General features: G+C 56.0%; 16 protein-coding genes. 13 read left to right on the top strand and 3 right to left on the bottom strand.

Features of this window, described 5'->3' with window-relative positions:
* Positions 1-6 precede the first annotated feature (6 nt).
* Both ACE418_RS06855 and ACE418_RS06850 read left to right on the top strand, forming a co-directional pair.
* The gene (locus ACE418_RS06855) at positions 7-834 is read left to right on the top strand and encodes a pyridoxamine 5'-phosphate oxidase family protein (RefSeq protein WP_416449917.1); all 828 of its coding nucleotides are present in this window, start codon (positions 7-9) and stop codon (positions 832-834) included.
* 13 nt (positions 835-847) lie between these two features.
* A complete protein-coding gene (locus ACE418_RS06850; RefSeq protein WP_416449916.1) occupies positions 848-1801 on the top strand; it encodes a helix-turn-helix domain-containing protein in 954 nt (317 codons plus the stop codon).
* Between the two features lie 53 nt (positions 1802-1854).
* Here ACE418_RS06850 and ACE418_RS06845 read toward each other — a convergent pair whose 3' ends face one another.
* The 3 genes from ACE418_RS06845 to ACE418_RS06835 form a co-directional block, all read right to left on the bottom strand.
* Positions 1855-2490 carry a YigZ family protein gene (locus ACE418_RS06845; protein ID WP_416449915.1) on the bottom strand — a complete coding sequence of 212 codons (636 nt, stop codon included), beginning with the start codon at positions 2488-2490 and terminating at the stop codon, positions 1855-1857.
* A gap of 228 nt (positions 2491-2718) precedes the next feature.
* Positions 2719-3072, bottom strand: a complete 354-nt coding sequence (locus tag ACE418_RS06840; RefSeq protein WP_416449914.1) for a helix-turn-helix transcriptional regulator — start codon at positions 3070-3072, stop codon at positions 2719-2721.
* A gap of 242 nt (positions 3073-3314) precedes the next feature.
* Complete coding sequence (locus ACE418_RS06835) at positions 3315-4601, bottom strand: M18 family aminopeptidase (RefSeq protein WP_416449913.1); 1287 nt, start codon at positions 4599-4601, stop codon at positions 3315-3317.
* A 155-nt stretch (positions 4602-4756) separates the two neighbouring features.
* On the opposite strand from ACE418_RS06835, the gene ACE418_RS06830 reads away from it, so the two are divergent.
* From ACE418_RS06830 to ACE418_RS06780, 11 genes are all read left to right on the top strand, one after another.
* On the top strand, positions 4757-6208 hold the full coding sequence (locus tag ACE418_RS06830; protein WP_416449912.1) for a TrkH family potassium uptake protein: 1452 nt from the start codon (positions 4757-4759) through the stop codon (positions 6206-6208).
* Positions 6209-6331: 123 nt separating this feature from the next.
* Positions 6332-6856: a ComEA family DNA-binding protein gene (locus ACE418_RS06825; RefSeq protein WP_416449911.1), complete on the top strand. Its 525-nt coding sequence runs from the start codon at positions 6332-6334 to the stop codon at positions 6854-6856.
* Positions 6853-8961: a ComEC/Rec2 family competence protein gene (locus ACE418_RS06820; RefSeq protein ID WP_416449910.1), complete on the top strand. Its 2109-nt coding sequence runs from the start codon at positions 6853-6855 to the stop codon at positions 8959-8961. Before ACE418_RS06825 ends, ACE418_RS06820 begins: the two co-directional genes overlap by 4 nt.
* Positions 8940-9959, top strand: a complete 1020-nt coding sequence (holA, locus tag ACE418_RS06815) for a DNA polymerase III subunit delta (protein ID WP_416449909.1) — start codon at positions 8940-8942, stop codon at positions 9957-9959. The genes ACE418_RS06820 and holA overlap by 22 nt, the downstream gene beginning before the upstream one ends.
* 542 nt (positions 9960-10501) lie before the next feature.
* Positions 10502-12028 carry a VanW family protein gene (locus ACE418_RS06810; RefSeq protein ID WP_416449908.1) on the top strand — a complete coding sequence of 509 codons (1527 nt, stop codon included), beginning with the start codon at positions 10502-10504 and terminating at the stop codon, positions 12026-12028.
* A gap of 210 nt (positions 12029-12238) precedes the next feature.
* Positions 12239-15877, top strand: a complete 3639-nt coding sequence (locus ACE418_RS06805) for a PolC-type DNA polymerase III (RefSeq protein WP_416449907.1) — start codon at positions 12239-12241, stop codon at positions 15875-15877.
* A 275-nt stretch (positions 15878-16152) separates the two neighbouring features.
* Positions 16153-16476, top strand: a complete 324-nt coding sequence (locus ACE418_RS06800) for a YerC/YecD family TrpR-related protein (protein WP_294024360.1) — start codon at positions 16153-16155, stop codon at positions 16474-16476.
* 16 nt (positions 16477-16492) lie between these two features.
* A complete protein-coding gene (locus ACE418_RS06795) occupies positions 16493-17059 on the top strand; it encodes a hypothetical protein (protein WP_416449906.1) in 567 nt (188 codons plus the stop codon).
* A gap of 20 nt (positions 17060-17079) precedes the next feature.
* A complete protein-coding gene (locus tag ACE418_RS06790; protein ID WP_416449905.1) occupies positions 17080-18597 on the top strand; it encodes a xylulokinase in 1518 nt (505 codons plus the stop codon).
* A gap of 783 nt (positions 18598-19380) precedes the next feature.
* Positions 19381-20235 carry a 3-hydroxybutyryl-CoA dehydrogenase gene (locus ACE418_RS06785; RefSeq protein WP_416449904.1) on the top strand — a complete coding sequence of 285 codons (855 nt, stop codon included), beginning with the start codon at positions 19381-19383 and terminating at the stop codon, positions 20233-20235.
* 192 nt (positions 20236-20427) lie between these two features.
* Complete coding sequence (locus ACE418_RS06780) at positions 20428-21210, top strand: short-chain-enoyl-CoA hydratase (RefSeq protein WP_416449903.1); 783 nt, start codon at positions 20428-20430, stop codon at positions 21208-21210.
* The last annotated feature ends 161 nt before the right edge of the window (positions 21211-21371 follow it).

Raw genomic sequence — 21371 nt, 5'->3', positions numbered from 1 at the left:
GAAACGATGGGAAATACCTTATGTATTTATGATGGCGACGCGCAGACCCGGCAGATTGCCTGCCTCGTCGGCAGCGTCCTGAGTATGAGCGCCTATGCATCGTATACGGAAAAATGGGACTGGGACCGCTATGGACGTATCGTCTTCATCATGGGGCCAAAACAGGCCATGTTTTCACATTTTTCCGTCTGGCAGCCGGCCCTGCAGCACAAACAGCTGGCTTTTTTGTGGAACGACTTTCAAAATATCTATACAGAACGCATCGCAGCGGCTATCCAGGCCCGGCTGGGACGGCCGCTGGACTTGACGGCCTTCGTTTCATCGGAGAACTGGATCGACGACACGATCAGCGCTGCCCAGGCTTTCCAGGCGCGGGAAAACCGGCAGGCATCATCGGACAAGGCTGTCCTTGAGGCTATGGAGGCCTTCCTGGCCGGCCATAACACCGGCGTCCTGTCGACGGGATGGGGACAGGAAGTACATGGTACGCCCATCGAATACGTCTATGAAAAGGGGACATTTTATTTCTTCAGCGAAGGCGGACGCAAATTCATCTACCTCTACCGCAATCATCACGCCGCTTTTTCTGTCTGTGATGCCTTTACGGATATCCAGCATCTGGCCGGTCTGCAGGCTGAAGGCAGTGTGCGCTTCATCGAGCCCGGCGATAAGGAATACCGGCGTATTGCCGACCTCAAGGGAATTACCCCGCAGCGGCTGGCAGCTATGCCCGTCGTCCTTCATGTCATCGCCCTCGATGTGACCCGGATGACTTTCGTCTGGAGCGGATTCCTCAAGACACGCCGCTCCCTGCGCCAGACCTATCTATTCTGAAAAGGAGCTGCCCATGAGTGGTGAAACGACGATGCGCATCCTCTGCCATGATCAGGACCGGCAGGTGGTACGCATTGAAAATGAAACAGGCTCGGCGTATATGACAAATTACGTCATATATCCGGGGATTTCTATTTCTTATATGGATGCCCATATCCAGGAATTTTCCTGCTACGCCCGGCCCAGGCCCGGCGTCTTTGCTATCAATCACTGTGAAGAAGGGCGCATTGAATGCAATTTTAAAAACGGAGAGTTTTTATATATGGGAAAAGGGGACATGTCCGTCGGCAAGCGCAGTTGCAGTGAGTACTGCCATACAGCGTATTTTCCCATCTCTCATTATCACGGCTTGTCCCTGCTCATCGACAGGAAAAAAGCCCAGCCCGTCCTGAACCGCCTCCTCGAAGACGACCGGCCGGACCTGCAGGCCTTGTGCGACCGTTTTTGCCGGGCTTCGGATTTCGGCGTCATCATGCAGGAAAATGAGGCCATGAAGCACCTCTTTTTTGAGCTCTATCACGTACCGCAGGCTATCCACCTGCGCTATTGCCGCCTGAAGATCCTGGAAATCCTCCTCTTCCTGGGCACCCAGCCGTCCGGGACGATTCAGGACCGGCCCTTCCTGACGCGGCACCAGTCCGATACGGTCAAAGCCGTCCAGAAGGAACTGCGCCGGAATCTCTGCCGGCACCAGACCATCGAAGAGCTGGCCGCGGCCTATGGCATGGCGCCGACGACGCTCAAGCGTTGCTTCAAGGACATGTGCGGCACGACGATTTACCAGTACCAGAAAGAGGCGCGCATGGCCGAAGCCATGCGCCAGCTCGCCGGGACCGATAACAGCATCCTGCACATCGCCAACAGCGTAGGCTATGAAAACAGCAGCAAATTCGCCGAAGCCTTCAAGAAGACGACGGGCCTGCTGCCCAAGGATTACCGGAAAGTCGCAGGCCGCCAGCCCCAATAGCGGGCCGATAGCCACAACTATCCGTTCTGGCAACCGTCCTGAACCACGAGCCACTAACCACGAACCACGGGCTTGACGATGGTGCCGGTTTTCCGGCAGGTGACGCGGCCGCTGGTCGTGTCGGTCAGGCTGGCGGCGAAGGCATCGCTGCCGCTTTGCGGGACTTCCATGGTGAAGGTCACGTCAGCGGCGAAATCCCGGCCGGTGATGGTGCCGCCGTGGTCGGGGACGAAGCGTTCCATCGTGCTGACCAGGGGATAGGCGACGGTCGCCGTCATGATCGTAAACGGCGTATAGACGGCGATATCTGCGGCTTCCAGGGCCAGGGCGGCGGCATGGCTGTAAGCCCGGATGAGGCCGCTGGCACCGAGTTTGATGCCGCCGAAATAACGGGTGACGACGACGGCCGTATTGGTCAGGCCCTGTTTCTTGAGGACCTCCAGGATAGGCCGGCCTGCGGTGCCGGATGGTTCGCCGTCGTCGCTGGAACGCTGGAAGCGGCCGTCCGGGCCGACCTGATAGGCCGAGCAGTTGTGGCGGGCATCCCAGTACTTCTTTTTCATTTCCTCGATGAAGGCCGCCGCTTCGTCTTCGGACTTCACTTCACAGACCGTCGCGATGAAGCGGGATTTTTTGATGACATATTCAGCATCGGCCCGGCCATAGACCGAGCGGATAAGAGATTCCATAACACACATCGTCCTTTGCATTTTTCTTCCATCATACCATGATTTAGTGGCTCGTGGCTAGTGATCCGTGGCTCGTGGGGGCCGGACCAAAGCCTTTCCAGCCCGTCAGGTGCTGACCACGAGGAATCATCTTAAAAGGGCTTCTCGCGCGAAGGCTTTTTGCCAGCTGCTAACCACTAACAACTTTAAAGGGCTTGTCGTCGTGCGACAAGCCCTTTTTGCAATGCTTTATTTGTTGCCATTGATATTCAATAATGTTTTAATGGCTTCCTGTTTTTCCGGCGGTAAGGCGTGGATGGCCCGGATGATGTGGCTGTCGTCTTCGGTGATGGAAGCACAGAAGTCACAATTATTGCCGTGTTCTTCACTGCCTTTGCAGTACATACCCGGCCGTCCGACGAGGATACAGATGGGGATCTGGAAGAAGTCAGCCATCTTCAATAACACAGAGATATCCGGCGAATAGAGGCCCGTTTCCCAAGAATAGACGGCCTGTTTGGACATGCCAAAGAGGGCACCGAAAGCCGTCTGGGTTAAGCCCTTTTTCTTGCGGTAATATCTAATTTCTTGTCCTAAAGTCATGCGCGTTCACTCTTTCTGTACACAAAAGTCTCTGTTGTATGCAAGCATTTTCGGATAACGTACAACACAATGTAATACACATAAGTCATTATAATATGGATAACAAAAAGCGTCAACCGTAGAGTTAGGAACCTGCCGCGAATATTATGCTTGAAATTGCATAATGTGGAATTCAAAATACCATTTAAATTAGGAAAAATATTGCTAGAACGAAACGATGTATACAGGATACAGAATAAAAATTATTCATGGCCAAAAAAGGCACCTATCAGGCGGACCAGGCTTTCCTGGTCGGCAGCGCCCATCAGTTCCCGGCAGGAGTGCATGGCCGTAATGGGGATGCCGATATCCATGGCCCGCAGGGGGAGGTTGGCCGAGAGCAGGGAGCCCAGGGTCGAACCGCCGGGGATGTCCGACCGGTTCATGAATACCTGATAGGAAATATCATTTTCCCGGCAGAGGGACTTGATGACAGCGACTGCGGCGGCGTCACCGGCATAGCGCTGGCTGCTGGCGATTTTCAATGCGATGCCGTGTCCCATGACGGGCTGGTTGGTGACGTCGCATTTTTCCGGCACGTTGGGATGGATGGCGTGGGCCACATCGACAGAGAGCATGAAGGCCCGGGCCAGGTCGGCCGAGAAGTCATCGTCCGTCAGGCCGAAGGCGTGGTAGATGCGGCGCAGGATGTCCGGCAGGATCTGGGAGTCCGCCCCCTGTTTCGTCTGGCTGCCGACTTCTTCATTATCGAAGAGGGCGGCGACGTTGAGGCCGTCGGCTTGGTTCGCCTGGACCAGCCCGGTCAGGCAGGCCAGGACCGACGTCAGGTTATCCAGGCGCGGCGACGAGACGAATTCATCGTGCCAGCCCAGGCGGCAGCCCGCTTCATAGGGATAGACCGTCAGGTCCCAGGACAGGATGGCTTCAGGCAGGCAGTGGCATTTTTCCGACAGGAAATCGAGGAAGAAGTGGTCCGTCAGCCCGCGCTGGTCCAGGCCCAGGAGGGGCAGCAGGTCTTTCTGCGGGTTGAGCTCGACGCCTTCATTGGCCCGGCGGTTCATGTGGATGGCCAGGCGGGGAATGGTCAGGACCGGCCGGCCGGCGTCGACGAGGCGGATTTCCGGCTGGAAGGCATCCTGGCTCTGCAGGGCTACCGTGCCGGCCAGGGACAGGGGACGGTCGAGCCACGATTCGCGCAGCAGGCCGCCGTAGACTTCGGCGTTCAGCTTGAGGTAGCCATGCTGGCGGATTTCCGGCCGGTATTTCAGGCGCAGGCAGGGGAAATCCGTATGGGCCGCGCTCAGGCGCAGGTGGCGGCGCACATCGGATCCCGTGCGGAAGGCGACGAGGCCCGAACCATAGAGGGGGATGTAGTAGGCGCGGTCCCGTTCCAGCTGCCACGCTTCGGACAGGGACAGGGCCTGGAAGCCGGCCTGGTCGAGATAGGTCCGGCTGGCCTGGACCGTGTGGTATGGCGACGGGCTGTGCTGGATAAAATTCAACAAGTCATGGATATAGTCATAAGTCATGGAGGTCATCCTTTCTGACGGAAGAAGTCGGTTATTTCAATAGTATTTCTTATTATAACATATATATAAGATTCTATGGAATGACAGTTTTTTTTGCGGTTCCCGCGCCGGCCATGGTATAATAAAAAGGATTTCATTTTTTTGAAGGGACGCTTATGGATTTACACGTAATCTGTCAATTTTTAGGAAGAATCGCCTGGGCCCAAGCCGGCGTCATGACCTTGCCGCTGCTGATGGCCCTGGCCTTTGCTGAAGACAGCTGGCCGGCCTTTATCGGCACGATCCTTGTCTGTGCCCTGGCAGGCTGGGGCTTCTTACGCTACGGCCACGTGCGGACGAAGAAACTGACCATGCGCGAAGGCATTGCCATCACCGGCCTGGGCTGGCTCCTGGCGACTTTCCTGGGGATGCTGCCCTATTGCCTCGGCGGCTACCTGAACTACTTCGACGGCCTGTTCGAGAGCATTTCCGGCTTTACCGGGACCGGGGCGACGGTCATCCCCGACCTGGAGGTCCTGCCCCAGAGCCTCCTCTTCTGGCGCAGCCTGACCCACTGGCTCGGCGGCCTGGGCATCGTCGTCATCTTCATCGCCCTGCTGCCGGAAGCGGGCCAGTCGACGGTCTACATGTACAACGCTGAATCGACGGGACCGACGCGGGAACGGGTCCTGCCCAGGCTCCACGACATGACCCAGGTCCTGTTCCGCATGTACATGGCCTTTACGGCGGCGGCCTTCGTCATCTTCCTGTTCTGCGGCATGGACTTCCTCGGCGCCCTGAACCACTCTCTGTCTACGGTCTCGGCCGGCGGCTTCTCGACGTATAATGCCAGTGCGGCCCATTTTGAAAGCCCGGCCGTCGAAGCCTGGATGACCTTCTTCATGATCCTCACCGGCGGCAACTATGGCCTGTACTACCAGGCCTGGCAGAAGGGCTGGCACGTCCTGCGGCGCAATACCGAATTCAAGGCCTACCTGCTCATCATCGCCGCGGCAACAGTCCTCATCGGCCTTAACCTCATGGACGGCTTCGACGTATCAGCGCCGACGGCCCTGCGCTATTCGTCATTCCAGGCGGCGTCCATCGCGACGACGGGCTTCGTATCGGCAGACTACGACCGCTGGCCGCCCTTTTCCAAGGGCATCCTGCTGATGCTCATGATTTCCGGCGGCTGTGCCGGGTCGACGGCAGCGGGCCTCAAAGTCTCGCGCGTCGTCATCATGGTGCGCTACATCTGGCAGGCAACGAAGGCCAAGCTCCATCCCCATCAGGTCTGGGGCCTGACTATCAACGGCCGCCGCGTCGGCGACGATACGGTCATGCGGGCGGCCCAGTTCTGTTTCCTCTATATCATGTTCATCGCCCTCTGGGCCCTGCTGCTGACCTTTGACGGCATCAACACCTTCGACGCCATCGGCATCAGCGTCTCTACCATGGGCTGCATCGGCCCGGCCTTCGGCATCACCGGCGCGACCTGCACCTATGCCGAACTCTCGGTCTTCTCCAAATCCATCCTCTGCCTGTCCATGCTCCTGGGGCGGCTGGAAATGTTCACCCTCCTGGTCATGCTGCGCAAGAGCTTCTGGAAATCCAAGAGCAGCTGGTAGATGAGAGAAAGATTAAATTTTGCCGAATTCGATTAAAGGACGATTAAATTTTCGAAAAGGGGTCAAAAAATAGGGCATACTATACATATAGATTTTCATACTATATGTATAGGAGGGATTGTCATGAAGAAATTCGTAGTTTTGGCCCTGCTCTTGCTGGGCGTGGCCCTGTTCCAATTCGCCCCTGACTTTGAAAACGCTTTTAGTGAGCCGCCGCCGGCCGTAGAAGAACCATTGCCGGAAAAGGCATTTGTCTACGTCACGGGAGCTGTCAAGAATCCCGGCCTTTATGCCCTGGAAACGGGGAAGACGGCCGGTGAAGCTGTAGCGGCAGCTGGCGGCATGATTGCCTATGCCGATACGAGTGCCGTTAATTTAGCGGATCGTGCAGAAGATGGTACCCACATTCATGTACCCTATGATTTCCAGGGCATTCCAGAAAATCCAGCGGAAGCGGGCAAAGTGTCCCTGAACCGGGCCGATGAGAAGGCTCTTACGGATCTGCCCGGCATCGGACCAGCTATGGCAGCCAACATCATCGCTTATCGCCAGGAACATGGCTCTTTTAGCAGTATCGAAGAGCTGCAGAAAGTCAAAGGTATCGGTCCGGCAAAGTTCGCCAAACTGAAAGATTTGGTGTGCTTATGATGGGAAAGATGAAACCGGAATGGGTCAGCTTGTCCCTGGTCCTGGCCTTGGCGGGAGGCATTGCCCTGGCAGATGCGCTTTCCCTGTCGTTCGGCCTTTGGATATCCCTGTTCCTGCTGTCTTTGCTTGGTGTATTCTTTAGCCGGCCCCGCAGTCGTCTCGGCCTGGCTGTCTGTTTGGTGCTGGCCGCCCTGAGTCTGGGTGCCGGCCGTCTCCAGCTAGAGGCGGATCGCTACGAAGCCCTGCCGCATCAGGCGGCTGGCGCCAGACTGACCGTAGAAGGGATGCTGCAAGAGCGGCGCAGTACCTATACGAATGAAAAGGGACGGGTCGGACGGTATATCATGCAGGTCCGGCGCTATGCCTATGATGGGGAAGCGGACGTACAGCCCGGAAAAGGCTGCATCTATGTGACCTTGCCGGAACCGCAGGTCATAGGCAGTATAGTTGCCGTCACTGGCGACAGCCGGCCTTTGACATATTACAAGAACGACGGCATGTACGATGCCCTGCACCGCGACCGGGAAAAGGCAATCTGTCTGCGTCTATTTGCTGATGATGGGGGAAAAGTGACTGTAACAGCTCCGCCAGGCCGCTGGGAGGCTTTTTTACAGGACCTGCGCCAAGCCCTGACCGGACGCTATGAAGCTATCCTCGGCAGCGAATATGCGCCGGTATTGGCCAGCCTGCTCTTTGGCGGCCACTATGAGGACTTGCCTCCAGGGCTGCTGGAATCGTTTAGTACGACCGGGCTGATCCACATTCTATCCGTTTCCGGGTCCCACGTGGCTTTGTTGCTGGCTGTGATCCAGCTCATGGGCCGCGCCCTGGGATTGCGGCCGCGCGGCTTATTTTGCATTTCTGTAGTTTTTCTCTTCTTGTACGGCGCCTTGTCGGATTTTTCGTCGCCTGTCGTCCGAGCGTCCCTCATGGGGGCGGCCAGTGCTTTGAGCCTGACGGCGCGGCGCGAATACCTGGCCGGTCATGCATTGGCCCTGGCCATGGCCGGGATGCTGCTCTATAGTCCGTATTTGTTCTTTGATTTGAGTTTCCGCCTGTCCTGCGGTGCCTCGGCAGGCATCATCCTTTTTCAGCAGCCCGTAAGCCAATGGTTTTCGGGTCTGCCTGTGTTTTTGCGGGATTGCCTGACGGTCTGTGTGGCGGCCCAGATTTTGGTCGTGCCGCTCTTGTTTTCGGCGTTCTTTTCTTTTCCCGTCTATTCGCTGCTTGCCAATGTTCTGGTCGCACCGGTATTGGACTTGGTCATGGTCCTCGGCCTGTTGGCGTCGGCCCTGTCCCTCTTGTGGACTGGTGGTGCCGATATGGTGCTGTGGCTCATCAAGCCCTTGCTGGCCCTGGCTTTGAAGGGCAATGCCTTCATCGCTGCCCTGCCGGGGAGTCGTTTCTGGGCCGGTCAGCCGTCAAAGTGGGCCTGCCTGGCCTGGTATCTGGCTGTAGCCTTTGTCTTTTGTCCTACTGTTCGCAGGCACATTGTCCCTGTTTGGCTGGCCTGTCTGGCTGTGGCCTGGTTCCTGAGACCATCCGGGTCGGGCGTCCTGGTCCTCGATGCCGGACGGGATCAGGTGACGGCTGTCATTCATGAAGATAAATCGGCCGATATATGGTATAATAGGTCTAAATTCGCCAACCCCGACCAGGTGGCTGTCGTCGTGACGCCGGCTTTGCGGGCTCATGGCGTCTTTCGGCTCCGCCATTGCCGTGTCGACGGCGACGGGGCGGATCATACGCTGGCTTTGCTGCGGCGGGATTTTACCTTTCTGTCCGAAAAGGGGGAAGGCGACGTGCCGTTTCGCTGTATGGCGTCGGTGCCGCCGGTTTTTCCGGAAGGGCTGCGGTGTCTGGAGTTTCGGTCCCTGACGGGCTGGAATGGCCGGGATTTCCCCGTATCGGCCATGGCGACCATTGTCTATGGTTCGCGCCGTGGTGATGAAGTCTTGTCAGAGTGGGGCGAGACGGCGGCCGGTTACGGTGTGCCTTGTTTTTCGCCATCCCGGGACGGCCAGGTCCGTCTGTATCGCTGGCGGGGGCAGTGGCGCATTTCTACGTTTGATGAGGAACAGTCATGGAATATAAGAAACATATAATGATTATTTATGGGACGGAACCCTATGTCATGGAAGACGGCCGCCAGCATTTCCTGGCAGCTGCCCGGAAGCGGGCCGGCGGCGATGCGGAGGTCCAGTCTTTCCAGAAGGATGCCGTGGCGGCGTCGGTCGTTGAATCCTTCCAAGGGGCGAGTCTTTTTAGCGGTGGGACAGTCACTATCTGGTATGACTGTCCCTTTCTGCCGCTCAAGCGCGGCGGCCGGTCGCGGAGCAAGCTCACTAAGGAGGAGCAGTGGTTCCTTGATGAGGCCGGACGTCTCAGTGACGAAAACAGCCTTTTGTTCTATACGAAGGGCAAGATGGATACGGGCAGTGCTTTTTTCAAGGCCCTGAAGCCCATGGCCGACGTCGTGGCCGCCGAAGCGGTGACGGAAAAGACGGTCATGCCGTATGTGACGGACTATTTGAAAGGCAAGGGCAAGCGCCTGACCAGCCGGGCCGTCGCTTATTTGCGGGCCCTCTTTCAGACCTGGGGCGATATTTCCCTGCTCTATGTCTTTTCGGAGCTGGAGAAATTGTGCATCACTGTGCCCGACGGCAGACAGACCGTCGATGTGGCCGATTTGCAGGACCTCTTTGCCGGGACGATGGAAAAGAATTTGTTCACCTTCATGGACGAATTTTTGCGCCGCAATGGGGCCAAGACCCTGCCTTTTTTGGAGGGCCTTTTCAGCCGGCAGGATGCGTTTTTGAAGAATACCGGTTATATGTTGTCACGCCTGCGCCTGCTCCTGGCCTATAAGGAATTGCGCCGGGCTCATGCCGGTCAGCATCAGTGTGAACAGATCCTGCAGACCATCAATAAGGGCCGCAGCGTAAAATATGTCTTATACCACTTGCAAAAAGTGGCATCTTATTGGAAAATAGAAGAGTTAGAAAGTTGTATTTGCCAAATTTTTACGCTCCAGCTCCATATCCGCCGCGGCACGGCGTCGCCTGAGGATATAGGTCCCCTTATTTGCTTGTATTGTAGGTAGGGGCGCCTACGCCTTTCCAGCCCGTCAGGTGCCGACCAACGGAAGGCGCAGGACGGTTGCTGGAACGGACAGCTGAGGCTGGCGGCCCGCAGTTCGCAGGGGAGAACCTCTCAGTCAGCTTCGCTGACAGCTCCCCTATGAGGGGAGCCAGGGGCGGTTGAAATATATTGAAAAGGTAGGTCAGCCTGTGATAGATGTAGGGGCGACCACGTGCCTTTTCAGCCCGTCAGGTCATGACTGTAAGGAATGGCAGGACGGTTGCTGAAACGGACCGCAGTAGAGGGGGCGCCCGTCAGAAATTGTTGGAATTTAGTACTTGTAGTATGGGTACATTTTGAAATATATTGAAAAGGTAGGTTAGCATGTGATAGAGGTAGGGGCGACCACGTGCCTTTTCAGCCCGTCAGGTCATGACTGTAAGGAATGGCAGGACGGTTGCTGAAACGGACCGCAGTAGAGGGGGCGCCCGATTAGAAATTGTTGGAATTTAGTACTTGTAGTATGGGTACATTTTGAAATATATTGAAAAGGTAGGTTAGAATGTGACTGACGAAGAACGAGCACGGAAAGAACGGATGAAGGAATATCGCCGGCGGTACCGGGAAAAGCACGGGCTGCCTCCGGAAAAGGAGCTGCCGTCCTGGAAGAAGCGGGCTGCGGTGATCGTTGCCTTATGCTTCATTGGCTTTGGCGGTTTTTTTGCCGCCCAGAGCAGAGCGGAACAGAGGGTGACCCTCAATGGCCAATCCATTGCCGATATGACCGATGCTGATATTACCAATTATCTCGACCTCCACGAGAAGGAAGCGGAAGAACGCAAGCTGCGCCTGGCGGCGGACGGTGTCGATGTGACGCTGGACCTGGACGAACTGGGTGCCAAACTGGACCGCAGCTATATCGACGATGAACTGCATCTCGTCGGCCGCCGGGGTATGCCCTGGCAGCGCGTGGCCGATGTCGTGACGACGCTCAGTCACGGCAAGGACGTGCCCCTGGCGATTGCCGTCGATGAGGATAAATTGGACAAGGCCCTGGCCGACGTCCACGATAAGTACGATAAGGACCCGCAGAATGCCTATGCCTATGTCAAGGATGACCAGAAGACCGTCGCCATTGAAGAGGCCAAGGACCGCATCGTCATCAACACGGACAAGCTGAAGCAGGCCGTGACCGATGAGCTGCATACGGGCAAGACGGACACGCTGGACGTCCCCGTGGACAGCCGGGAAGGGGCGGACATCAAGGCCGACGACCTCAAGGATATCGACACGGTCCTGTCGTACTATACGACTCATTTCGATGACACCAATCCGGACCGCAACGTCAATATCCGCTTGGCCCAGAAGCGCTTGAATCACGCCGTCGTCATGGCCCAGAAGGATTTCTCCTTCAATAAGTATGTCGGCACGCGGACGGCGGACAAGGGCTATAAGCAGGCACCGTCGTATTTTGAAAACAAGCTGGAACAGTCGACAGGCGGCGGCGTCTGCCAGGTCAGTACGACCCTGTTCAATGCGGCCCTGCGGGCAGGCCTCTTCATTGCCAGCCGGGAACCGCATTTCGCACCGGCCGCTTATGTGCCGGTCGGCATGGATGCGACGGTCGCCGATGACGGCCTGGATTTTGCCTTTACCAATCCCTTCCAGCATCCGGTCTGTGTCTATACGGTCGCCGGTCAGAATACGGTGACGACGTATATCCTGGGCAATCACGCCGATACGTGCAGTGTGTCCTTTGAAACGACGCATCTCCAGAATCTGCCCCATAAAATCATCAAGAAGCACGACGACAGTGTAACCGAAGATAAGCGCAAGCAGGAAGGCTACGACGGCCATGACGTGACTATCCGCCGGACCGTGGCGTATAGCGATGGCGACCGCCACGTCGATACCATCGAGTCCCATTACGACCCGAATGATGAAATCATCCTGACGCCGGGTGAAGACCGTGAAGAAGTCGTCAGTACGGCAGACCTGGAACCGCAGGACCCGCTCCTCAACGCCCCACATGACATGATGGACTTCAATGTCCCGGCGGCCGATGCGGCTGACACGGCCGATGAGGAATAACTCATCGGTTAATGTAGGGACTCGCACGTGGCGAGCCCGTTTGGATTTTGTAGGAATTTCACCAACAGGTAGCGAATGTTCCCACACTGTGTGCGACGGGCGTCCCAGTTCAGTGGTTAGCAGTTAGTGGCTAGGGGTTAGCGCATGGTGGTAAAAACCTTTGTGCGACAGGCCCGCCTGAATCCCCGATTCATATAGAAAGGAAATTGTATGAAAGTCTGGCATATTGTTCCTAAAAATGATATTTTGATCCCCGTCGATGGCGGGCGGTCGGTGACGGTCGCTTCGATTGCGGCCGACCTGGCTGGCCATGCCTGGCATGTCAAGACCGAGTCGCCTTATGCCATCGGCGATATGGATCTCCTCCGCGACCGGGTCAGCCGCAAGTTGGGCCTGGACGGGACGGTATCGGTCGAACACCGTGTGACGTCGGTCTTCCACGGCGGCGATATGTCCCTGGCCGTGCCCGACAACGATTCGCTGCGCCAGGTCGCCGATATTTCCACTGACGATATGGAAGGCTATGGGATTCCCCATGAAGACTGCTACGATTCCATTTACGATGTGGACGACGAATTGTACGACGATGAAGATTATAAGAAGGCCTGCCAGTCGGCATCCCAGCCCAGTGCAGGCAGTGCGAAGACGGGCAGCAAGGGCAGCGGCACCAAGACCGGCGGCGACAGCCGGGTCTGGATGGGCCGGGCTTTTGGCGGCGACGCCGTACCGATTAACGACGTCCTCGGGGAAGAACAGAACGACGTCATCCTCAAGGGTAAGGTCGTCAAAGTCGAGTTCCGGGAACTCAAGTCGAAGCGCATCCTCCTGACCTTCCAGATGGCCGACAGCACCAACGGCATTTCGGCCAAGAAGTTCCTCGACGTCAGCAATCAGGGCGGAGGCGGCAAGTTCCGCCGCAAGAACACGCTGACGCCGGAAGAATACGACAACCTGGTCAAAAAGCTCAAACCCGGCGTCTACGTCCGGGTCCACGGCAATATCCAGTATGATAATTACCAGAACGACTACGTCCTCATGGCCTACGACATGATGGAAGCCGATGGCGGGACCGTCGAACGGGAAGACCATAACCCGACGCCGCGCGTCGAACTCCACCTGCATACGGTCATGAGTGATATGGATGCCCTGATTACGGTCAAACAGCTCATCAAGACCATCAAGAAATGGGGCCATCCGGCTGTTGCCGTCACCGACCACGGCGTCGTCCAGTCTTTCCCGCTGCTCCAGGAAATCTCGACGGACAAGACGAACAACGTCAAGGTCATCTACGGCATGGAAGGCTACCTCTTTGACGATAAAATCGACCAATCGTACCATATCATCATCCTGGCCAAGAACCAGATCGGCATCCGCAATCTCTACAAATTGGTCAGCATTTCCCATCTGAAATACATCTACCGCGGCCGTCCGCGTATCCCCCGGGCTGTCCTGTCGGAATACCGCGAAGGCCTCATCCTGGGCTCAGCCTGCGAAGCCGGCGAACTGGTCCGGTCCATGGTCCAGAAGAAGCTGCCTTATGAAGAATTGAAGAAAATCGCGTCTTTCTATGATTACCTGGAAATCCAGCCGCTCACCAACAACGGCTTCCTCGTCCGCGAAGGATTCGTTGCCGATGAAGAAGGCCTGCGCGACATCAACCGGACGATTCTCCGCATCGGCGACGATTTGGGCAAGATGACCGTTGCCACCTGTGACGCTCACTTCATGAATCCGGAAGACAAGATATACCGGGAAATCCTCATGACCGGCAAGGGCTTCAAGGATGCGGAATTCCAGCCGGACCTCTACCTGCGCACGACGGACGAGATGCTGGAAGAATTTGCCTATCTCGGCGAAGAACGGGCGCGGGAAGTGGTCATTACCAACCCCAATAAAATCAACGACATGATCGACGACTGCCGGCCGGTGCCGAAGGAAACGCTTTATTTCCCGCAGATCGCCGGCTCGTCGGAAGCGCTGAAGAATATGTGCTATAAGAAGGCCCATGAAATCTATGGGGACCCGTTGCCGAAAATCGTCGAAGACCGTCTGGAAGAAGAATTCACATCCATCCTGGGCCACGGTTTCGGCGTCCTCTATTACATCGCCCACAAGCTGGTCAAGCACTCCAATGATGACGGCTACCTCGTCGGCTCCCGTGGGTCCGTCGGTTCGTCTTTCGTGGCGACCATGTCGGATATTACCGAAGTCAATCCGCTGCCGCCGCATTACGTCTGCCCCAAGTGCCAGTGGAGCGAATTCTTTACCCACGGCGAAGTCGGCGGCGGCTTCGACCTGCCTGACAAGGTCTGCCCCCGCTGCGGCACGCCGCTCCACAAGAACGGCCACAACATCCCGTTCGCTATCTTCCTGGGCTTCGACGGCGACAAGGTCCCGGATATCGACCTTAATTTCTCCGGCGAATACCATCCGAAAGCCCATAAGTACACGGAAGAACTCTTCGGCAAGGACAACGTTTTCCGCGCCGGTACCATCGGCGCCGTCAAGGACAAGACAGCCTACGGCTACGTCATGAAGTGGGCCGAAGCCAAGGGCATCAAGGTCAATGACGCCTATGTCAACAGCCTGGTCGCCGGCTGCACGGGCATCAAGAATACGACGGGCCAGCATCCGGGCGGCGTCATGGTCATTCCCCGCGACATGGACGTCCATCATTTCACGCCGGTCCAGTATCCGGCCAACAAGAAGGACAGCGGCATTATTACGACCCATTTCGATTATCACTCCATCGAAGGCCGTCTGGTCAAGCTCGACATCCTCGGCCATGATGATCCGACGGTCATCCGTATGCTCGAAGACATGACGGGCATCAAGGCGACGACCATTCCCTTTGACGACCCGGCAACGCTGAGCCTCTTCAGCTCGACCAAGGCCCTGGGCGTGACGCCGGAAGAACTGGGCTCGAAAGTCGGCAGCCTGGGTATCCCGGAATTCGGCACGTCCTTTGTCCGTCAGATGCTCGTCGATACCAAGCCCAAGACCTTTTCCGAATTGGTCCGCATTTCCGGTTTCTCCCACGGCACCGACGTCTGGCTGAATAATGCCCAGGATTTGATCACGTCCGGGACGGTCCCCCTGAAGGAAGCTGTCTCGACGCGTGACGACATCATGAACTATCTTATCCAGCACGGCATCAAGCCCAAGACGAGTTTCAAAGTCATGGAAAATGTCCGTAAGGGTAAGGGCATCGACAAGCTCAATAAGCTGGGCCAGAAGACGACGGACTATGAAGGGGAACTAAAGGCCGGCCATATCCCGCAGTGGTTCATCGATTCGTGCCACAAGATCGGCTACCTCTTCCCGAGGGCTCATGCCGTGGCCTACGTCATGATGGCTTTCCGCATCGCCTGGTATAAGATCAACCAGCCGTTGGCGTATTACTGCGCTTTCTTTACAATCCGCGCCAAAGCCTTCAAGCTGTCGGCCATGATCCACGGCCTGGAAGGGCAGGAACGGGCCATGAAGGAAATCGCTGCCAAGGGCAAGAGCGCGTCGAAGATCGAACAGGACCTCTATTCGGCCCTGGAACTGGCCAAGGAAATGAGTCTCCGCGGCTTTTCCTTTATGAATGTCGACATCAACCGCTCGGCAGCGACAAAGTTCACTATCTGCGATGGCAAAATCCTGCCGCCCTTTACGGCCATCGACGGCCTGGGCGCCAACGTTGCCGAACAGATTGTTTCCGCCCGCGAGCAGGCCCCGTTCAGCTCCAAGGCCGACCTCAAGATGCGCGGCAAAGTGTCCCAGTCCCTGGTCGACGTCATGAGCCAGGAAGGCTGCCTCGGCGATTTGCCCGAAGATGAACAGATCGACCTTTTCGCTATGTAGGCGCCTGCGGTTAGCAGTTAGCGGTTAGCAGTTAGCAGTTAGCCGTTAGCGGTTAGCCGTTAGCAGTTAGCATTAGCAGCTAGCAGTTAGCGGTTAGCAGGCGGCTGTAGGGGCTCGCCGCGGCGAGCCCGCGCAAATCCGGTAGATATCCTGTTTGGTATGTGGCCGATTTGGGGTGAATGATGGAGACACTCTCGACAGATGACCTGTTGTGCCGTATAATATTTTTAGTGTTTAACGAACTAAAGGAATCTGTCTCAGAAAGAGGGATTGTCATGGCAGTGAATGAAAAATTGCGAGATCATTTGCACGATCAGTTATTTCGTGCTATTTTGGAATTAAAGAGTGTCGACGAATGTTATGAATTTTTTGAAGACCTTTGCACCATTCAGGAAATGAAAGCCATTTCGGCCCGTCTGGAAGTGGCCCGTATGCTCAAGGCCGGCGATATCTATGAAGACATCGTCAAGAAGACCGGCGCCAGCACGGCGACCATCAGCCGCATCAAGCGCTGCCTGGTCTACGGCAGCGGCGGTTATGAGAAGATCCTCTCCCGTATGGCCGAAAAGGACCCGGATTTCCTGAAGTTATCCAAGTAGGAGGGTAGCCGATTTCATGAAGGCTAAGATTGATGTCACTATTTTCCATAATGGTGATATGGATATATTGCATGCTTCCATTTACGAAGAGTTGTGGAAGGATTATTGTACATTTAAGAAACGGGCTGCCATGCAGCAGGACAAGGGGACCAAGAAGGGGACGTTCCTGGCCCGGCGCTATTACCGGGCGGCCCTCTTGTCCCTGTTCGCCTTCTTTGAAGGCGTCCTGAACAGCTGGATCAAGACCATCATCCAGGAACGGCAGGAATTCGCCGGTGTCGAACGGCAGGATACGCTCAAGAAATGCGACGCCATGGTGGAATACTGCTTTTTCTGTTCCTATACCAAGCGGCCCGGTACGTTTTGTTCGCTTTACGGCTATATCAACCGCTATGAACAGCACGACCTGGCGCTCATCGAGCACATCGACGGCCAGACGCTGGGGCAGATCGAGACGGCTATGGAAGAGTTCTTCTGTTATGTCGAAGCCATGACCGCCCTGCGCCGCTTTCCCAAGCCGAATGAATCGACGACGGGCCTCGTGAGCCGTTTGGGCGGGATGGTAAAGGACTGCCGGGGCTGAACGGAAAGGATGTGTTACCTATGAGTGACAAGTATTACCTCGGTTTCGATGCCGGGACGCAGAGTGTCAAAGTCGCCGTCTACGACGAAGACCAGCACTGCCTGGCCATGGACACGGCCAAGACGCATCTGGCCTATCCCCAGCCGGGATGGGTCCAGATGGATGTCGATGAGTATTACCGCCTCATCAAGCAGTGCATGGCTTCGTGCAGCCGCCAGATGGAAGAAAAGGGCTGGGATGTGAAGAAGGTCCGGGCCATCATGGGCGACGGGATCATCTGCGGCATCGCCGGTATCGACGCCGATGGCAACGCGATCACGCCATTCATCAATTATCTCGACAGCCGCACGGCGGACGACGTGGAAGCCCTGAAGGCCCAGAAACTCGCTATCTGGGGCAGGGAAACGGGCAATGCCGAACCGAACATCATGTTCCCGGCCATGTTCGCCCGCTGGTTCATGAAGAACGTCCCGGCCTGGCAGGAAAAGGGCGTTAAATTCGTCCACAACTGCCCGTACGTCCTCATGCACCTGGCCGGCCTCAAAGGGGAAGACGCCTTCATCGACTGGGGCGCCATGTCCGGCTGGGGCCTGGGCTATGACGTAGTCCAGAAAAAATGGTCGCCAGCGCAGCTGGAAATCCTGGGCATCCCCGAACGCTATATGCCGCGCATCGTCAAGCCTTGGGACATCATCGGCACGCTCTGTGAAGAAGATGCCATGGAAACGGGTTTCCCGGCAGGCATCCCCATCTGCGCCGGCGCCGGTGATACGATGGAATCCATGATGGGCAGCGGTATCCTGGAAGCCGGCCGCGCCGTCGATGTCGCCGGGACGTGTGCCATGTTCTGCGCCGCCACGGACGGCATCATCCCCGAACTGTCTGTACCGGGGAGCAACCTCATCTTCAACTCCGGCACCCTGCCGGGGACGTATTTCTACTGGGGCATGGTCCGCACGGGCGGCCTGGCCCTGCGCTGGTTCAAGGACAGCATCGCCCGTGAAGAAGGCGATGACTATTACGGGACGCTGGACGAACTGGCCCGGCGCCATCAGCCCGGCTGCGACGGGGCGATGTTCATCCCGTACCTGACCGGCGGCAACGGCGACTATCCCAACGTCCGCGGGACCTTTACGGGCCTGACCCTCGACTCCGACCAGGGCGCCATGTGGCGCTGTGTCCTCGAAGGCATCGGCTATGACTATATGGAAATCACCGACCGCTACCGCAAGGCCGGCATCGACCTGACCCAGCTGACCATCACCGAAGGCGGCAGCCGCGATGACCTGTGGAACCAGATCAAGGCCGACATGCTGGATACGAAAGTCGTGACCCTCAAAGTCGCCGGCGGCGCTGTCCCGACGAACTGCATCGTTGCCGCCTATGCCGCAGGCGATGTACCGGACCTCAAACAGGCCCTCCAGCGCCAGCTGGAAGTCAAGGCCACCTACGTGCCCGACGAAAGCCATACCGCCACCTACCGCAAGGCCTACGACAAACGAGAAGCCCTGCTCAAAGCCCTGAACGGCGCCTTGTGAGTCGTGGCTCGTGGCTCGTGATTCGTGGCTCGTGGCTCGTGGCTCGTGGCTCATGGTTCGTGGCTCGTGGCTCGTGAGTCGTGAGTCGTGGTTCGTGGCTCGTGATTCGTAGGGGCCGTCCTGATAAGGCGGCCCACCTGAATCCTGTGAACAACGCTATCCGAAGGGCGGTCCGCCCGGCTCTCCTCATAGGAGAGCTGTCAGCAACGCTGACTGAGAGGTTGCTTTTCATGATAGTTTGTAGCACAGAATTTGTAGTTTGCAGAAGAAGGCTTTAAATTTAAACCCATCCGCTAACAACTAACAACTAGCCACTAACAACTTGAAAGGAGCTGTCGCGATGCGACAGCTCCTTTTTTGCGGGATTCCCGCAAGCGGGCCGCCTTACCAGGACGGCCCCTACGGAGCGACATCTTCGATGTCGCGGCGGCCTGTGGCCTGCGACCCGCGACCTGCGACCTGCGGGTAGGGATTCCCAAAGGGAATCCCTATCCATGCACTTTGTGAAAAATGGAAGTATCTCCCATGACGTAAGTTCATAACGTCACATATACCTATGAGATAATTCTATTGAATGATGCAAAGGAGTAATTTGACTTCTTGATTATTGCGTAAAATGCATGTCATAAATGTGAAAAGTTGAAAAAAGTGCCGTTTTTTAGTGGATTTTTTTGGGAAGTGTGGTATACTATCAGTGTAAGCAGTGAATCTTATTTAGAACGTGCGTGATTTTTTTTAGAAGAATCTAGTGAAAAAAATCACGCGACGAAGGAGGAGTTAAACATGAGTAAAGTAATGGTTATTGGTGCAGGTACAATGGGTTCTGGCATTGCACAGGTTTTCGCAACGCACGGCTGGGATGTCGTCTTGAACGATATTAAAGACGAATTCATCGCTGGCGGCAAAGCTAAAATCGAAAAACAGCTGACCAAACAGGTCTCCAAAGGTAAAATGACCCAGGAAGACAAAGACGCAACGATGGCTCGCATCTCCGGCTTTGTAACCCGTACGGCTGATAACATGAAAGACATCGACCTCGTCGTCGAAGCCGCTATCGAAGACTTGAAGATCAAATCGGCTATCTTCAAAGAACTCGACGAACTCTGCCCGGAACACACAATCCTCGCTTCCAACACGTCGTCCCTGGCTATCACCCAGATCGGCGCTGCTACGAAACGCCCGGACAAAGTCATCGGCATGCACTTCTTCAACCCGGCTCCGGTCATGAAATTGATCGAAGTCATCAAAGGTATCGCTACGTCGGAAGAAACGTATGAAAAGATCGACAAACTCTCGAAAGACCTCGGCAAAACGCCGGTTAAAGTTAACGACTTCCCGGGCTTCGCTGGCAACCGTATCGTCATCCCGATGCTGAACGAAGCTATCCAGGCTTTGATGGAAGGTGTTGCTTCCAAAGAAGATATCGATAACGTCTGCAAACTCGGCTTCAACCATCCGATGGGACCTCTGGCTCTCTGCGACCTTATCGGTAACGACGTCGTTCTCCATGTCATGGAAGTTCTCTATGATGGCTTCGGCGATCCGAAATATCGTCCTTGCGCATTGCTCAAGAAATATGTCCAGGCAGGTTACCTCGGCCGTAAGACTGGCAAAGGCTTCTACGATTACACGAAATAAGTTAGCAATCTGCTAATCGAATACGGGGCGTGACTTTCACACCCCGTATTATTTTTAGAATCTCATGCGCGTATTGACAGTGTGCCTATCCTGCCGGCAGGGGCGGTCTGCCTGGTAGGAGTCCCTTTGGGGAGGGCAGCCTGTTGTACATACTATTTCTATACTATTATATGTCTTTAGGAGGTTTTTCTCATGGATTACCAGAACATCATTTTTGCTGTCGAAGACGGTATTGCAACGATTACCATCAATCGTCCGAAGGCTCTGAACGCTTTGAACCAGGCTACGGTCAGCGAATTGAAAGACGTCGTTGAAAAGATCGCAGCTGATAAAGCTATCAAAGTCGTCATCATCACCGGCGCAGGTGCTAAATCCTTCGTCGCTGGCGCTGACATCAAAGAAATGGCTTCCAAGAACGCTGCTGAAGGCCGCGAATGGGGCCAGTTCGGTCAGAACGTCTTCACGGAAATCGAAAACCTGCCGCAGCCTGTCATCGCAGCTGTTAACGGCTTCGCCCTCGGCGGCGGCTGCGAACTCTCCTGCGCTTGCGATATCCGCTATGCAGCTGAAAACGCTAAATTCGGCCAGCCGGAAGTCGGCCTGGGCATCACTCCGGGCTTCGGCGGCACACAGCGCCTGACCCGTGTCGTCGGCCGTGGCCACGCTAAAGAACTCATCTACACGGGCGGCATGATCGACGCTGAAAAAGCAAAAGCTATCGGCTTGGTCAACGAAGTCTTCCCGCAGGAAGAATTAATGCCGGCTGCTGTCAAACTGGCTAAGAAGATCGCTAAGAACGCTCCGATTGCTGTACAGCTCTCCAAAGCTGCCATCAACCGTGGCATCAACTGCGACGTCGTAACCGGTATCGCTTATGAAGCTGAAGTCTTCGGCCTCTGCTTCTCCACAGCCGACCAGAAGGAAGGCATGGCTGCTTTCTGCGAAAAACGCAAAGCAACCTTCGAAGGTAAATAATTCCATTGTTTGACTCCTAATAGAAAAGGGCTTGTCGCTATGCGGCAGGCCCTTTTCAGTTGTTGGTGGCTAGCAATCCACGAGCCACTAGCCACGAGCCACGAGCCACGAGTCTCCACCAAATTGTGTCACAACGGCGACAAAAGGTCGAACCAGGCGTG

The organism is Megasphaera jansseni (genome assembly GCF_047974155.1).
In the GTDB taxonomy this organism is placed as follows: domain Bacteria; phylum Bacillota; class Negativicutes; order Veillonellales; family Megasphaeraceae; genus Megasphaera.
The sequence above is the reverse complement of the archived record's forward strand: the minus strand, read 5'-3'. Positions and strand labels throughout refer to the sequence as shown.

Bases quoted from the DNA above. Each gene is read 5' to 3' on its own strand.
- ACE418_RS06840 (WP_416449914.1), bottom strand. From the start codon at position 3,072: ATGACTTTAGGACAAGAAATTAGATATTACCGCAAGAAAAAGGGCTTA.
- ACE418_RS06795 (WP_416449906.1), top strand. From the start codon at position 16,493: ATGAAGGCTAAGATTGATGTCACTATTTTCCATAATGGTGATATGGAT.
- ACE418_RS06790 (WP_416449905.1), top strand. From the start codon at position 17,080: ATGAGTGACAAGTATTACCTCGGTTTCGATGCCGGGACGCAGAGTGTC.
- ACE418_RS06850 (WP_416449916.1), top strand. From the start codon at position 848: ATGAGTGGTGAAACGACGATGCGCATCCTCTGCCATGATCAGGACCGG.
- ACE418_RS06805 (WP_416449907.1), top strand. From the start codon at position 12,239: ATGAAAGTCTGGCATATTGTTCCTAAAAATGATATTTTGATCCCCGTC.
- ACE418_RS06780 (WP_416449903.1), top strand. From the start codon at position 20,428: ATGGATTACCAGAACATCATTTTTGCTGTCGAAGACGGTATTGCAACG.
- ACE418_RS06835 (WP_416449913.1), bottom strand. From the start codon at position 4,601: ATGACTTATGACTATATCCATGACTTGTTGAATTTTATCCAGCACAGC.
- ACE418_RS06785 (WP_416449904.1), top strand. From the start codon at position 19,381: ATGAGTAAAGTAATGGTTATTGGTGCAGGTACAATGGGTTCTGGCATT.
- holA (WP_416449909.1), top strand. From the start codon at position 8,940: ATGGAATATAAGAAACATATAATGATTATTTATGGGACGGAACCCTAT.
- ACE418_RS06800 (WP_294024360.1), top strand. From the start codon at position 16,153: ATGGCAGTGAATGAAAAATTGCGAGATCATTTGCACGATCAGTTATTT.
- ACE418_RS06830 (WP_416449912.1), top strand. From the start codon at position 4,757: ATGGATTTACACGTAATCTGTCAATTTTTAGGAAGAATCGCCTGGGCC.
- ACE418_RS06855 (WP_416449917.1), top strand. From the start codon at position 7: ATGGGAAATACCTTATGTATTTATGATGGCGACGCGCAGACCCGGCAG.
- ACE418_RS06845 (WP_416449915.1), bottom strand. From the start codon at position 2,490: ATGGAATCTCTTATCCGCTCGGTCTATGGCCGGGCCGATGCTGAATAT.
- ACE418_RS06825 (WP_416449911.1), top strand. From the start codon at position 6,332: ATGAAGAAATTCGTAGTTTTGGCCCTGCTCTTGCTGGGCGTGGCCCTG.
- ACE418_RS06820 (WP_416449910.1), top strand. From the start codon at position 6,853: ATGATGGGAAAGATGAAACCGGAATGGGTCAGCTTGTCCCTGGTCCTG.